Origin of the sequence: Streptomyces sp. NPDC021622, from assembly GCF_040640795.1 — a bacterium.
Taxonomy (GTDB): Bacteria; Actinomycetota; Actinomycetes; order Streptomycetales; family Streptomycetaceae; genus Streptomyces.
The window spans coordinates 857,170-871,439 of record NZ_JBFACK010000001.1; the positions used below are offsets into that span (position 1 = coordinate 857,170).

Sequence of the window (14,270 nt, forward strand, 5' to 3'; positions counted from 1 at the left end):
CACGCTAGGGATCGGATCACCGCCGCGTCAAGTGTCGTACGGAGGCGGTGAATCCGCTCCTGAATTGCGGTTCTGTTGCATGCCTGCGCGCTTGACCAGGGGTTAGGGCGCGCCTTAGCGTGGACGCGTTCAGAAATATGGACGTGGATCAGAAACGTGCACGCTAAGGGAGAGCCCGTGACGTCAGCACCCCTCGCCGCTCGACTCCGCATCCCCAGCGGGCCACTGTTCTTCCCGGTCACCGCCTATGGCCCTGACGGCTCTGTAGACCTCGACGTCTTCCGCACGCATGTGCGCGCGGGCATCGAGGCGGGCGCGGCGGCCGTCTTCGCCTGCTGCGGCACCGGCGAGTTCCACGCCCTGACCCCCGAGGAGTACGAGGCGTGCGTCGCCGCCGCCGTCGAGGAGTCGGCGGGCCGGGTGCCGGTGGTGGCGGGCGCGGGGTACGGCACCGCGCTCGCCGTGCGGTACGCGAAGCTCGCCGATGGTGCCGGCGCCGACGGGCTGCTCGCGATGCCGCCCTACCTGGTCGTCGCCGGACAGGAGGGCCTGCTGCGGCACTACGCCGAACTGGCCGCCGCCACCTCCCTCGACGTGATCGTCTACCAGCGCGACAACGCCGTGTTCACCCCCGAGACCGTCGTCGGACTCGCCCGCACCGAGGGCATCATCGGCTTCAAGGACGGCCTCGGCGACATGGACCTGATGCAGCGCATCGTCAGCGCCGTACGCAGTGAAGTCCCTGAAGACTTCCTGTACTTCAATGGACTGCCCACCGCCGAGCTGACCGGACTCGCCTATCGCGGCATCGGCGTGACGCTCTACTCCTCGGCCGTCTTCTGCTTCGCCCCCGACATCGCGCTCGCCTTCCACAAGGCCTTCAACGCCGGGGACGCCGAGGGCGACGCCACCGTGAACCGGCTCGTCGACGGCTTCTACCGGCCCTTCGTGGAGCTGCGCGGCGAAGGCCGCGGCTATGCCGTCTCCCTCGTCAAGGCGGGCGTACGCCTGGCCGGACTCGACGTCGGCGGGGTGCGGACGCCGCTGCACGACCCCACCGACGACCACGTCAAGCGCCTGGCCGAACTGACCGAGCGGGGCAGGGCGTTGCTGCGGACGGGAGCGGACGCGTGAGGACCTCCGCCTTCCTCTACCCCTGGGACGTCGTCGGCGACCCCGAGGCGCCCGCCCGCATCGCCGCCCTCGGCGTCCAGCAGGTCACCCTCGCCGCCGCCTACCACTCCACGCGCGCACTGACCCCGCGCCACCCCCGTCACCGCATCCTCACCGCCGAGCACGCTGCGGTGCTGTACGAGCCGGACGCCCGCTGGCAGGGGCGCGAACTGCGCCCGTACGCGCCCGGAAACTGGGCCCGGGGCGACGCCTACGGAGAGGCCGCCGAGGCGCTGGCGTCCGCCGGGCTCGACGTGCACACCTGGGTCGTCCTCGCCCACAACTCCCGCATGGGCGCCGACCATCCGCACACCTCGGTGGTCAACGCCTATGGAGACCGCTACCCTTGGGCGCCCTGCATCGCCAAGGCCACCACGCGCGCGTACCTGATCGACCTCGCCGCGGAAGCCGCCGTACGCCCCGGCGCGCTCGGCACCGAACTGGAGTCCCTCGGCTGGTACGGCCTCGCGCATCTGCACGCCCACGACAAGACCGCGGGAGTGCCGCTCGGCGAGGCAGGGCAGTACCTGATGTCGCTCTGCTTCTGCGCGGACTGCCGTCAGGGGTACGCCGGACAGGGCCTGGACCCCGATGAGCTGGCCCCCGCGGTCCGCCGCGCCCTGGAGCCCGTATGGCGCGGCGAGGAGCCCGCCGGCAGCTGGGCGGCCGTCGAGAAGCTCATCGGCGCCGACACGGCGGCCGCCACGCGCGCGTGGCGCGACGAGACCGCACGCACCCTCCAGGAAGCGGCGATCGCGGCGGTACGCGCGGCCGCACCGGACGGCTTCCAAGTGCTGCTGCACGCCGACCCGGTGACGTACCACTGCGGCGCGAACGCCGGAGTCGACGCCGAGCACATCCTCTCCGTGGCGGACGGCGTGGTCGTGCCCTGCACGGGCGGCGCGGACGCCCTGACGGCGTTCGCACCGCACCGCACCGACCGCACCACGCTCGCCGCGAACCTCACCGTCGTGTCCGGCATGGGCGGAAGCCCCGCGACCCTCGCCGGGGACGCCGCACAAGCGGCCGACCTGGGCGCCGACGAACTGCGGCTCTACCACGCCGGGTTGGCGTCCGACACGGATCTCGCGCGGGTCCGCAACGCCCTTTCGAGCCTCAAATAGCCCCTGTCGCCCGTGAAGTGAAGACGGTTACCATCCGCGCAACCATTCGCTCCAGTACGAGAAATACGAGGAGACAAGGTGCGCAACAAGGGGATATCCGCGCTGGTCTGCGCCGGATTCATGGCGGGCGCGGCCGTGCTCGGCGGGGCAGTGCCCGCGGCCGCGCAGACGGACGGAAGACAGGCCGCCGCACCCGACATCCGGGAGCAGCTGGAGAAGATCCCGGGCATGAAGGTCGTCTCCGTGGCTGACCGCGAGGGCTACCCCCTCTACACGCTCACCTACGCCCAGCCCGTCGACCACGACAACCCCGACGCCGGCACGTTCACCCAGCGCGCCACCCTCTGGCACAAGTCCACGGACAAGCCGACCGTCCTCTACACCGGCGGCTACACCCTCGCATCCAACACCACCGCCCTCACCAAGCTGATCGACGCCAACCAAGTCAGCGTCGAGCACCGCTACTTCGAGCAGTCCCGGCCATCGGGTCCGGCCGGTTCCGACTGGTCCAAGCTCACCGTGCAGCAGGAGGCGGCCGACGAGCACCGCCTCACGCAGGCGCTGCGCGGCATCGAGAAGGGCAAGTGGCTGGGCACGGGCGCCAGCAAGGGCGGCATGACGGCGACGTACCACGAGCGCTTCTACCCCGACGACCTGGACGCCGTCGTCGCGTTCGTGGCCCCGAACGACGCCAACAACAAGGACGACAGCGGCTACGAGCACTTCTTCAAGACGGTGGGGACGGCCGAGTGCCGTACCGCGCTCGACGCGGTGCAGCGCGAGATGCTCGTACGCCGTGACGCCCTCATCCCCAAGTTCGAGGCGGACGCCAAGGCCAACGGCGACACCTTCGAGGAGACCCTCGGCACCATCGACCGCGCCTACGAGTTCGCCGTGCTCGACCAGGTGTGGAACTTCTGGCAGAGCGGCACCATCGACAACTGCCCGACCGTGCCCGACGCCGAGAAGGCCACCGACGACGAGCTGTACGACTGGTCCAAGAAGCACGGCTTCAGCGTCTACCAGGACGAGACCCTCGGCACGAACGGAACAGGACCCTACTACCGGCAGGCCGCCACCCAACTCGGCTGGGCCGACCTGAAGTTCAAGCACCTCAAGGATGTCCGCCACTACCCGGACATCTACCAGCCCAACTCGGTCCTGCCCGAGGGCATGCGCGGCTCGTACAACAACAGGACCATCGCCGACGTCGACCGCTGGGTGAAGACCCGCGGCCAGCGGATGATGTTCATCTACGGCGAGAACGACCCGTGGAGCGCGGAGAAGTTCACCCCGAGCCGGCGCGACTCCTACCGCTACGAGGTGCCCGGCTCCAACCACGGCGCCTCGATCGCCAAGCTGCCCGCCGCCGAGCAGGCCGAGGTCACCGCCACCATCAAGCGCTGGGCCGATGTGAAGTAGTGCACGTTTAGGGGCATTTGGAGAGGTTGATGCTGTCGCGACAGCAGTGATCAAGGTTACGATCCGTACACCGATGATCATCAAGCTGATCACCACGACCGATCACGATCGGAGACACGGTGCGCGACAAGGGGACCGGGGGAACCAAGGGGGCCAAGGGCGCCAAAGGGGTGTCCGCGCTGATATGCGCCGGGGTGCTGGCGGGCTCGGCCGTGCTTGCCGGCTCCGCGCCCGCGGCGGCGCGGACCCCCGCCGGCGCGACGGGGGTCCAGGCCGATGACTTCCGTGAACGCCTGGAGGGCATCCCGGGGATGACCGTCACGGGCGTGGACGACGTGCGGGGCCACCCCCGCTACTCGCTCACGTACGTCCAGCCCGTCGACCACCACGACCCGGGCGCGGGCACGTTCACCCAGCGCCTCACGCTCTGGCACAAGGCGACGGACAAGCCGACGGTCCTCTTCACCCCGGGCTACGACCTCTCCAGCGACGTCACCCCTCTCACCGACATCCTCGACGCCAACCAAGTGAGCCTGGAGCACCGGTACTTCGAGGGGTCCCGTCCCTCGGGGCCCGCGGGCGACGACTGGTCCAAGCTCACCGTCCAGCAGGAGGCCGCCGACGAGCACCGCCTCACCCAGGCCCTGCGCGGCATCGAGAAGGGCAAGTGGATCGGCGTCGGCGCCAGCAAGGGCGGCATGACGGCGACGTACCACGAGCGCTACTACCCCGACGACCTGGACGGAGTCGTCGCGGTCGTCGCGCCGAACGACGTCGACAACAAGGACGACAGGGCCTATGAGCGCTTCTTCAAGACGGTCGGGACGCGCGAGTGCCGGGACGCCCTGAACGCCGTGCAGCGCGAGATGCTCGTACGCCGTGCGGCGCTGCTCCCCAAGTTCGAGGCGGAGGCGCGGCGGGAAGGCGCCACTTTCGAGGAGATACTCGGCACCGCGGACCGCGCCTACGAGCGGGGCGTGCTCGAGCAGGTGTGGGGCTTCTGGCAGAGCGGTGGGATCGACAAGTGCCCGACCGTGCCCGATGCGAAGAAGGCCACGGACGACGAGCTGTACTCCTGGTCGAGGAAGAACGGCATGGGAATGTTCCAGGACGAGGTCCTCGGCACCCACAGCGGTGGCCCCCACGACCGGCAGGCAGCCACGCAACTCGGCTGGGCCGACCTGAAGTTGGACCATCTCGACGGTCTCCGCCGTTACCCGGGTCTGCGGCATCCCGACTCGTTGCTCCCCGCCGCCATGCGTGGCGGCACCTACGACGGCAGGACCGTCGTCGACGTCGACCGCTGGGTGAAGACCAAGGGCGAGCGGATGCTCTTCATCTACGCGGAGAACGACCCGTGGAGCGCCGAGAAGTTCACGCCCAGCAAGCACGACTCGTACCGCTACGTGGCGCCCGGCGCCCACCACAACAACGCGATCGAGAAGCTGCCCCCCGCCGAGCTTGCGGAGGCCGTCGCCCACGTCAAGCGCTGGGCCGACGTGAAGTAGCCCGCGACGCGTGGCGATGAGTTTTGGGCGCCGGGCCGGTCTACAGGGTCAGGAGAGCGGCCCGGGGGCAGGGTCGCCGAGCTTCGGGAGGACCCATGACAGAGATGATCGACTTCGCTCCGCAGGCCCGGCTTGTCGCGGCCGTCGCGGAGGGCGTCACCGACGAGCAGCTCTCGGGACCCACGCCCTGTCCTGAGTACGAGGTGCGCCATCTGCTGGGTCATCTGATCGGGCTGACGGGCGCGTTCCGCGACGCCGGCCGCAAGGACCTGGGGCCGGCGCTCGACCAGGACCCGGCCGGCTCTTCGCCGGACATCGGCCCCGGCTGGCGCGGTGAGCTGCCGAAGCTGCTTGACGAGCTGGTGGAGACGTGGCGCGACCCTGCCGCGTGGGAGGGCATGACCCGGGCCGGCGGTATCGATCTGCCGGGAGCCGTCGCGGGCGCTGTGGCCATGGACGAACTCGTCGTGCACGGCTGGGACTTGGCGCGCGCGACGGGCCAGGAGTACGCGCCCGACGAGGCGAGCCTCGGGGTGGCCAAGGAGCTGCTCACGCCGGAGGAGGACGCGACTTCGGGCAACAGCCTGTTCGGGCCCGTGGTGCCGGTGCCCGACGACGCACCGCTCCTCGACCGGGTGATCGGTCTCAGCGGCAGGGACCCGGGCTGGACTCCCGGAGCGTAGGAGGCTTCCCGCGGATCAGGTCGGATCAGGTCGGATCAGGTATCGATCGAGTAAAGGGTCTCCCCGGGGTCTCGCGGGGGCCAGAGTGATGCGCGTAGACAAGGCGCGTAGACAGGCTTTGACCTGCTCACCTTGTTGCCCCTACGTAGACATACGCAGACACTGATCCGGAGAGACCGCTCTATGCGCAAGTCCCTACGGGTGGCGGGTATCGCCACCGCATGTGCCGTCGCCGGCGCCGCGCTGTACGGCACCGGCGCCGCCACCGCCGACAACGCCTCGGCGCGGCACACCGCCGAGCCGCAGAACATCGGCCTGCTCGTCGGCGAGATCGACGACTACTACGGCGCGTACCAGGACGCCGACGGCGTCTGGCGCTCCTCGCCCGACAGCCCCTACGCCAAGGACCTGGCGCGCATCCAGGCGAGGGCGAAGAAGGACATCAGGAAGGCCGCGGCGCACGGCGCGAAGGGTGCGGGCCACGGCAAGAAGCCCGCGATCGTCCTCGACGTGGACGACACCTCGCTGCTCAGCTTCGACTACGAGAAGACCACCAACTTCACCTACAACAGTGCCACTTGGGACGCCTACGTCAAGGCGGCCAAGCGCCCGGCGGTCTTCGGCATGCCCGAACTCGTCGCGTACGCCAAGGGCAAGGGCGTCGAGGTCTTCTTCCTGACCGGCCTGAGCGAGTCGCAGCGCGAGGGCGCCGTCACCAACCTCGCCAGGGCCGGGTACGAGACGCAGCTGGACAAGCAGCACGTGTTCACCAAGGACAAGACCAACCCGCCCGCCTACCTGAGCGACTGCGCCACGCCCGCCAAGTGGGAGTGCACCACCGTGCAGTTCAAGGAGGGCACCCGCAAGCACATCGAGTCGAAGGGCTACGACATCGTCGGCAGCTTCGGCGACCAGCTCTCCGACCTCGCGGGCGGGTACGCGGACAAGACGTACAAGCTGCCGAACCCGACGTACTTCGTCGAGTAGGCACCGGAGATGCCGGGGGAGGCTCGGCATCGCGAGATAGGTTGCATTCCTGACTAGGTCGCTTTACGGTCTAGGTAGCTCACATGCTCATGGGGCCGTGCGGCATGCGCCGCGCGGTCCCTTCGGGAAGGGGGATCCTTATGACCGTCTCGCCGGACTTCTCGGCCGCGTCCACCGCCGTCACCGCCGTGCTCGGCGCCTATCTGCTGCTCGGCGAGCCCTGGCTCGGCCGCCGCGTCTACGGCTCGCTCGCGCGCCGCCGCGACACCGAACCACGCGCTCTCGTCCGCTACTTCACCTTTGTGCTCGCCTTCTGGTGGGTCCTTGCCGCCCTCGCCGTGGCGGTGCTGCTGCTCTCGCCGGGCATGGCCGCCGCCGACCTCGGCATCGCGGCGCCCGATTCGCCGGTGTCCACGGCCGTCGTCATCGTCGTGATGGTGGTGGTCTCCGTGACGTCCGGGCGCAAGATGCGCGCCCTCGCCGCGGGCGGCAGGAACGTGCCGGGGCTCGCCTCCATCCAGGCGATGCTGCCGCGCACGCCACAGGAGCGCCGGCTCGCGATCGCCGTCGCCGTCACCGACGGCCTCTGCGCCGAACTCGTCTACCGCGGGCTCCTGATCGCCTTCGGCGTCGGCGTGCTCGGCCTCAACCTCTATGTGGCGGCGGCCCTTTCGGTGCTCGTGTACGCCCTCGCCGGCTTCTACCAGGGCCGCAGCGGTCTCCTCGCCTTCGGCTTCGTCGGGGCGCTGTTCGCCGGACTCTATGTGGCGAGCGGCAGCTTGCTGCTGCCCGTCGCCGTCCACATCGCCCTCTCCGTACGGGACTTGACCCTCCCCGAACCGGAGCCGATCGGTTCCGTGCCCGCTTACGAGCCGGCCTCGAAGGGAAGCTGAGCGTGACCCCACCCGCGTCCTCGGGCGCCAAGACCGACCGTCGGGCCAGCTGGTTCAAGGGCGTACTCGATCTGCTCGTCCTTGCCAGCCTCACCGACGGCGAGAGCTACGGCTACGAGATCGCCAAGCTGCTCGGCACCGCCGGGTTCGGCCAGATCAAGGGCGGCACGCTCTATCCCGTGCTCAACCGCCTTGAGGAGGCGGGCCTGGTCGCCGCCGAGTTCCGGGCCACGGAGAAGGGGCCGGGGCGGCGCTACTACTCCCTCACGGACGCGGGGCGCGAGACCCTCGGCGAGCAGGGCGGACTGTGGCTCGCCTTCGACGCGTCCGTACGTGAGGTCCTGGGGAAGGCGGGTGTGCGATGAGCCTCAGCTACTTCGATGACCTGGCCGGTCGGCTGCGGGAGCAGGGTGTCTCCGCCGAGCGCGTCGAGACGACCGTCGCGGATCTGCGGGCGCACCTGGAGGAGTCGGGCGGGGCGGAGCCGGAGGCCGAGTTCGGGCCCGTGGAGGAGTTCGCCCGGGATCTGGCGCCTGCCGGGGGAGAGGGGCGGCCCGAGGTCCCTGACGCGCACGTCGAGACGTGGCGGTGGACCGCCGACACGTACGTCGACGAGGAGCTGCTGAACCGCTTCGGCGGTGAGGGGTGGGAGGTCGAGCGGGTCGACGCGCTCGGGCGGTTCGTCTGCCATCGGGATCTTGAGCGGCCGCAGCGGTGGGAGTACCGGCGGGAGCTGGTCACGCGGGGGCGTGAAGGGCTTGACGAGCGGCTTGCTCCCGAGGGGTGGGAGGCGTGCGGGAACTGGATCGTGTACGCGTGGTTCAAGCGGCCTCGGGCCGCGAGCGTTGGTCCTGGGGCGGAGATTTCGGCGCCGCCGGGGGTTCCGCTGCGGGGGCGGTTCTTCAGCCGGCGGTTCTATGTGCTGGTGGGTGTTGCGGCTGTGGCTGTCGTCCTGGCGGGTGTTGCTGTTGCCGTCGATGACGGCGACGCCAGCAGTGGGTTCGGCTTCGCCGGGGGGTTGTTGGTGGGGGCGTTGGTTCCGCTTGCCTGCCTTTGGGGCTGGCAGGTGTGGAAGTCGCGGCGTTGACCTCCGCGGGGTGCCGGTCGCTTTCATCGGCACCCCGCGGCTTCGGGCTGTGCCCACCCTTCCCCAAGCTCTCGGCTTCGCTCGAGCAGGGGAGACCCCACTCGCCCTGCGGAACGCCTGCCCACAGCCGGGGACGACTGTTAAGAGTTCAGAGCCGCTGACATCATCGCCCTCGCGATCGGCGCCGCCAAGCCGTTGCCGCTGACCTCTGACCTTGCCGCGTCCGAGGACTCGATGATCACCGCCACCGCCACCTCCTTGCCGTCGCCGCCCTTCGCATACGACGTGAACCAGGCGTACGGCGTCTTGCTGTTGTTCTCGCCGTGCTGGGCCGTGCCCGTCTTGCCGCCCACGTCCGCGCCGCTGATCCGCGCGTTCGTGCCCGTGCCCTCCTCGACGACCGTCTCCATCGCGGACTGCAGCTCGCCCGCCGTGTCCTCGCTCATCACCCGCTCGGAGTCCGGGTCGTCGTACGACTCCAGGACATCGCCGTTCGAGTCGGTGATCTGGGACACCATGTGCGGCGACACCAGCTCGCCGCCGTTGGCGATCGCGGCCGAGACCATCGAGATCTGCAGCGGCGTCGCCGTCACGTCGAACTGGCCGATGCCGGTCAGGGCCGTCTGCGCCTTGTCCATGTCGGAGGGGTAGACGCTCTTGGACGCGCGCACCGGCACGTCCAGCTTGTCGGCGTTGAAGCCCATCTTCTCGGCCATCGACTTGACCTTGTCCTGGCCCAGGTCGACGGCCATCTTCGCGAAGACGTTGTTGCAGGAGTACTGCAGCGCCGTACGGATCGTCGCGTTCTCGCAGGGCGCGCTCGCGTTCTCGTTCTTCAGGACCGTGGTCGTGCCGGGCAGCGTGTACGGGTTCGGGCTGTCGGTCTTGGTGTCGGCGGAGGCGTAGCGGCCGTCCTCGAGAGCCGCCGCCGCGACGACCAGCTTGAACGTGGAACCGGGCGGCAGCGGCTGCCGCAGCGCGCGGTTGACCATCGGCTTGTCCTCGTCGCCGGTCAGCGCCTTCCACTCCTTGGAGTCCGTGGAACCGCTGATCTCCGAGGGGTCGTACGACGGCGTCGAGACCATGCCGAGGATCTTGCCGGTCTTCGGGTCGATCGCGACGGCCGCGCCCTTCTTGTCGCCCAGCGCCTTGTACGCGGCCTTCTGCACCGCCGGGTCGATCGTCGTGACCACGTCACCCGGGTCGGCGCGCTTGTTGGTGACCGTGTCCAGCGGGTTCTTCAGCCGGTTGTCGGTGCCGTCGAGGATGTCCTTGTAGATGCCCTCGATCTGCGTCGCCCCGTACACCTGAGAGCTGTAGCCCGTGACGGCCGAATAGAGATCGCCGTCCTTGTACGTGCGCTTGTACGCGAGGTCGCCGCCCTTCGTCCGCTCGGAGCCGGTGATGGCGTCACCGCCCACGATGATGTCGCCCAGCGGGTTCGCGTACTGCTCGATCGCGTTGCGCCGGTTCAGCTTGTCGTCCGCGAGAGCCTTCGAGTCGTAGAACTGCACCCACGTCGCCCGCACCAGGAGGGCGAGCACGAGCAGCAGCGTGAAGACCGAGGCATGCCTGATCGTCTTGTTCATCCCGTGAAAGGACGAGCGGCACGGATGCTTTCGTTCCGTTCTGCCGGGTTTCTTAGAGATTCCTCATAGTCGGGGCAGGGCGTCAGGCGTCCTTCATGAAGCCCGCCTCGTACGCCGCGATCACCGCCTGTGTGCGGTCCCGCGCCCCCGTCTTGGCGAGGACCGAGGCCACATGGGTCTTCACCGTCGCCGGGCCCACCCCCATCCGTCCGGCGATCTCCGCGTTGGTGAGCCCCGCGGCCATCAGCCGCAGCACCTCGCTCTCCCGCCCGGTGAGCCTGGCCACCCAGGCCGGGGCCGCGGGCTTGGCGCTCGCGTGCTCGGCGGCCAGGGCGCGCACGGCCGCGGGGAAGAGCAGCGAGTCGCTGCGCGCGACAAGCCGCACCGCCTGGACGAGCGAGTCCGCGTCGGCCCGCTTGAGCAGGAACCCGGAGGCCCCGGCGCGCAGCGCCTCGTACACATAGGCGTCGTTCTCGAAGGTCGTCACGACCACGATGCGCGGCGGATCGGCGAGCGTCTGCAGGATCTGCTCGGTGGCGCGGATGCCGTCGATCTCCGGCATGCGTACGTCCATGAGCACCACGTCGGGCTTCAGCTCGCGCACGACAGACACCGCCTCGGCGCCGCTCGCCGCCTCGCCGACGACCTCCAGGCCGTCCTCTGCGGAGAGGATCACGCGCAGGGCCGTGCGCACCATGCGTTCGTCGTCGGCGAGGACGATACGGATGGGGCCTGCGGCGGTCTCGGTCATGCGGATTCCTTCGGTTTCTGCGGTTCCTGGTGCTTCTGCTGCTGCTTCTGCGGCTTCATCGGTTTCTTCGGGTCGGGGGAGTGCGGGCCCTTCAAGGGGAGTCGTACGCGCAGACGCCAGGTGCCGTCGACCGGTCCTGCTTCGGCCGTGCCGCCCAGGAGCCGGGCCCGGTCGGTGATGCCGCGCAGGCCGTGGCCACCGCCGGGGCGGGAGGTGGCGCCCGCGGCGGGCAGCGGGTTCTGCGCGAGGATCTCCAGGTCGGTGCCTTCCAGGGCGATCCGCAGGGTCACCGCGGCGTCGGGGCCCGCGTGCCGCAGCGCGTTGCTCAGGCCCTCCTGGACGATGCGGTACGCCTCGCGGGAGACCATCGGGGGCAGGGCGTCCGTGCCCTGCGGGCCGAGGTCCACGACCGACCGCACGCGCAGGCCGCCGACGCGGGTCCGCTTGAGCAGCCCGTCCAGATCGGCGGCGAGGGTGGGGGCCGGGGCGGTCGGTGCCGTCTGGTCGCCGTCCCGCAACACCCCCAGGACCGCGTCGAGTTCACCCACCGTGCGCCGGGTCGTCTCCTCGATCGCGGTCAGCGCCTCGCGGACGAACTCCGGGTCCTTGTCGAGGACCCGGCGGGCCGCGCTCGCCTGGAGCGTGACGGCGCTCAGGGCGTGCCCCACCGAGTCGTGCAGCTCCCGCGCGAGCCGGTTGCGCACGGCGAGATCCGCCGCGCGCTGCTCGGCTGCCGCGAGCCGGTCGGCGGGCGTGGGCCCCAGGAGTTCCGGCGCCCAGCGCGCGAGCAGGGTCCCGGCGCCCGCCGCGCACCCCGCGAGTGCGACGAGGGAGGCGAATCCGATGACCGGCGAGAGGGCAAGCAGCCAGCCCTCGCCGAACACTTCGGGCATCCCGACCCGGCTGCCCCGCAGCGCCGCGGCGAACGGCAGCGCGATCAGCACCCCCGCGAACGGCGGCAGCGCGAGGGACATCCCGCTGATGATCCCGCCGAACCCGAGGTGCAGCGTGAACCACGCGACGGTGCGGCCGCGCGCCGTGCGGGACCGCGCGGGCCCGTCGGCGAGGCTCTCGCCCGGTACGTCGCACAGCGCGCGTACGCCGGCCGCCGACATGGGCCGGGTGAGCGGGAAGAGCGCGGTGATCGCGGCGAGCGGCAACCCCACGGCGAACGCGGCGAGTTGGGCCGTGAGCGAGCCTAAGACGGTGTCCTCGCCGAGCAGCGGGCCGACGATGACGGAGCCCACGAAGACGTACGGCATGGCGAGCGCGCCGCCGAGGATCAGATGGATCCAGCGGCGGCGCGCCCGACGCCCGAAGAGGGCTGCAGCAAAGGTTTTCACGCGGGGTCCTTGGAGGCGGGGTCCTTGAAGAAGCGCACCCCGAGGGTGACCACAAGTATCCCGACGATCATCTGCACAGCGTAGGTCAGGAGCATCGGCGCCGTCGGCCGCTCGGCGATGTCGTCGACGCCGACGAGCAGGGCGAACAGCAGCCAGCCGCCCCAGCAGGCGACGGCGCCGGAGCCGAGCCAGCCGAGTGCGAGCGGCACCTTCACGGGCAGTGCGGGCGCTCGCCGGAAGGCGATGAGGAGTCCGCCGGCCACGGCGGCGGCGAGGTAGCCGATGTCCAGGGCTTCGAGGACGTAGTAGTCGGTCGTACGTTGCTCGATGCGCGCCTCGTTGAGTCCGAGGGTGGAACCGGTGGCCCAGAGGAGGTGCAGGGTCGCTGGGGCGAGGGCGAGGAGAGCGGCAGTTATTCCTGTGCGGCGGTCATTCTTGGCTGCGGTCCGGGTCCGGGCCCGGGTCCGGGGGAGATCCCCGATGCGGCCGCGCCACAGGTGGCCCCAGCGGTCGCGGGCGTAGCGGACGAAGAGGGCGCCGAGGGCGAGGCCTTGCAGGATGAAACCGGTGTAGACGACGCCGAAGACCCAGTCGTCGAGGAAGGCGTCACTGCCGCTGCTCGATCCCTGGTTGCTGCTGCCGCCGAGGGCCTTGACCAGGAGCTGGAGCGGGAAGCCGGCCATGATCGGCGTCAGCAGTCCGGTGGCCGCCCACATCGGGAGGGCGAGCAGCCAGGCCGGGGTCCGCAGGCCCCAGGGGCGGGTCAGGAGCAGGGCGAGGACGATGACGCAGGCGTCCATCAGCACCGTGAGGCTGTTGGCGAAGATCATGGCCGTGCGGTGCTGGAGGAGGCTGCTGCCTTCGGGGATGCCGATGTGGCTGCCGGCGATCCAGGCGATCTTGAGGCTGAGGTAGGGGAGGCAGGCGAGGATGGCGATGGCTCGCAGGGTGCGGGGCACTGCCGTGCGGGCTGTGGCGGGGACGAGCGTGAGCGTCATGCCTCTACGCTCCCGGTGGGGGCTGCTGGGGGCGTCCTGCGCGGCGATGATCCGGGTCCGCCGTGCGGGGGAGGGGGTTCTAGACCGCCGCTTCGCGGCGGATCTTTCCCTCCCGCCCACCCGATTACCCGGCAGTTGCCCGCCCACCCTTTTAGCCCGTCCGGCGTTTGAGGACGAACTCGGCGGAGCCGGTGATCTGCGGTCACCTCGCGGCCGGCGCAAAAGGAAATGCCCTCACCCCAGCACCAGCACCGCCTCGTCGATCTCCTCGCCCCGCGCATGCGCGAAGCCCCGCTCGGCGGCCGTCACTCGGAAGCCGCACTTCTCGAGGACCCGCAGGGACCCGGCGTTGTCCGCCGCCGCCCGGGCGTGGAGCGGGCGCTCCGGGACCTCCGCCAGGAGCCCCAGCAACGCGGCAGTCGCCAGGCCACGCCCCCAGTACGCGCGGTCGATCCAGTACGTGACCTCCCGCTCGCCCGGCTCCCCGTACACCGCCACGCTCCCCACGACGTCCCCGTCCGCGAGAACCGTCCGCACGACGACGTCGGGCGACGTCCGCAGCCTGTTCCAGTGGGCCTCGAAGAGGTCCCGGTCCGCCGTCTTCGGCGAGGTGAACGCGGCGACGCGGTTCGCCTCGGGATCGTTCATCTGCCGGTAGAAGACCGGCAGATCGCTGTCATGCACCGGGCGCAGACTGACATCCATGTTCGCC

The 14,270-nt window shown here is 70.3% G+C and carries 14 protein-coding genes; 9 read left to right on the top strand and 5 right to left on the bottom strand.

The genetic code is table 11. The annotated features are described in order from the left end of the window. Positions 1–177 precede the first annotated feature (177 nt). From AB0G47_RS03875 to AB0G47_RS03915, 9 genes are all read left to right on the top strand, one after another. Positions 178–1,134, top strand: coding sequence for a 5-dehydro-4-deoxyglucarate dehydratase (locus tag AB0G47_RS03875; protein WP_360763692.1), 957 nt, complete (start codon positions 178–180; stop codon positions 1,132–1,134). Next, entirely contained in the window at positions 1,131–2,297 is a 1,167-nt protein-coding gene (locus AB0G47_RS03880) for a hypothetical protein (RefSeq protein WP_360763693.1), read from the top strand. The genes AB0G47_RS03875 and AB0G47_RS03880 overlap by 4 nt, the downstream gene beginning before the upstream one ends. Positions 2,298–2,375: 78 nt before the next feature. After that, the gene (locus AB0G47_RS03885; protein ID WP_360763695.1) at positions 2,376–3,719 is read left to right on the top strand and encodes a S28 family serine protease; all 1,344 of its coding nucleotides are present in this window, start codon (positions 2,376–2,378) and stop codon (positions 3,717–3,719) included. Between the two features lie 119 nt (positions 3,720–3,838). Continuing rightward, positions 3,839–5,227, top strand: coding sequence for a S28 family serine protease (locus AB0G47_RS03890; RefSeq protein ID WP_360763697.1), 1,389 nt, complete (start codon positions 3,839–3,841; stop codon positions 5,225–5,227). A 95-nt stretch (positions 5,228–5,322) separates the two neighbouring features. Then, on the top strand, positions 5,323–5,910 hold the full coding sequence (locus tag AB0G47_RS03895; RefSeq protein ID WP_360763699.1) for a TIGR03086 family metal-binding protein: 588 nt from the start codon (positions 5,323–5,325) through the stop codon (positions 5,908–5,910). A 183-nt stretch (positions 5,911–6,093) separates the two neighbouring features. Further along, on the top strand, positions 6,094–6,897 hold the full coding sequence (locus tag AB0G47_RS03900) for an HAD family acid phosphatase (protein ID WP_360763701.1): 804 nt from the start codon (positions 6,094–6,096) through the stop codon (positions 6,895–6,897). A 140-nt stretch (positions 6,898–7,037) separates the two neighbouring features. Continuing rightward, positions 7,038–7,790, top strand: coding sequence for a CPBP family intramembrane glutamic endopeptidase (locus AB0G47_RS03905; RefSeq protein ID WP_360763703.1), 753 nt, complete (start codon positions 7,038–7,040; stop codon positions 7,788–7,790). A 2-nt stretch (positions 7,791–7,792) separates the two neighbouring features. Further along, positions 7,793–8,155, top strand: a complete 363-nt coding sequence (locus AB0G47_RS03910; RefSeq protein WP_360763704.1) for a PadR family transcriptional regulator — start codon at positions 7,793–7,795, stop codon at positions 8,153–8,155. Next, positions 8,152–8,877 (top strand): hypothetical protein, encoded by a 726-nt coding sequence (locus tag AB0G47_RS03915; RefSeq protein WP_360763706.1) that lies wholly within the window; start codon positions 8,152–8,154, stop codon positions 8,875–8,877. The genes AB0G47_RS03910 and AB0G47_RS03915 overlap by 4 nt, the downstream gene beginning before the upstream one ends. Positions 8,878–9,017: 140 nt before the next feature. Here the strand turns inward: AB0G47_RS03915 and AB0G47_RS03920 are convergent, their stop codons facing one another. From AB0G47_RS03920 to AB0G47_RS03940, 5 genes are all read right to left on the bottom strand, one after another. Further along, on the bottom strand, positions 9,018–10,466 hold the full coding sequence (locus AB0G47_RS03920) for a penicillin-binding transpeptidase domain-containing protein (RefSeq protein WP_360763707.1): 1,449 nt from the start codon (positions 10,464–10,466) through the stop codon (positions 9,018–9,020). An 82-nt stretch (positions 10,467–10,548) separates the two neighbouring features. Then, positions 10,549–11,217, bottom strand: a complete 669-nt coding sequence (locus AB0G47_RS03925) for a response regulator transcription factor (RefSeq protein WP_360763709.1) — start codon at positions 11,215–11,217, stop codon at positions 10,549–10,551. Continuing rightward, on the bottom strand, positions 11,214–12,560 hold the full coding sequence (locus tag AB0G47_RS03930; protein WP_360763711.1) for a histidine kinase: 1,347 nt from the start codon (positions 12,558–12,560) through the stop codon (positions 11,214–11,216). The genes AB0G47_RS03925 and AB0G47_RS03930 overlap by 4 nt, the downstream gene beginning before the upstream one ends. Beyond that, complete coding sequence (locus AB0G47_RS03935; RefSeq protein ID WP_360763713.1) at positions 12,557–13,558, bottom strand: hypothetical protein; 1,002 nt, start codon at positions 13,556–13,558, stop codon at positions 12,557–12,559. The genes AB0G47_RS03930 and AB0G47_RS03935 overlap by 4 nt, the downstream gene beginning before the upstream one ends. A 234-nt stretch (positions 13,559–13,792) precedes the next feature. Beyond that, positions 13,793–14,263: a GNAT family N-acetyltransferase gene (locus tag AB0G47_RS03940; protein ID WP_360763969.1), complete on the bottom strand. Its 471-nt coding sequence runs from the start codon at positions 14,261–14,263 to the stop codon at positions 13,793–13,795. Positions 14,264–14,270: the final 7 nt, after the last annotated feature.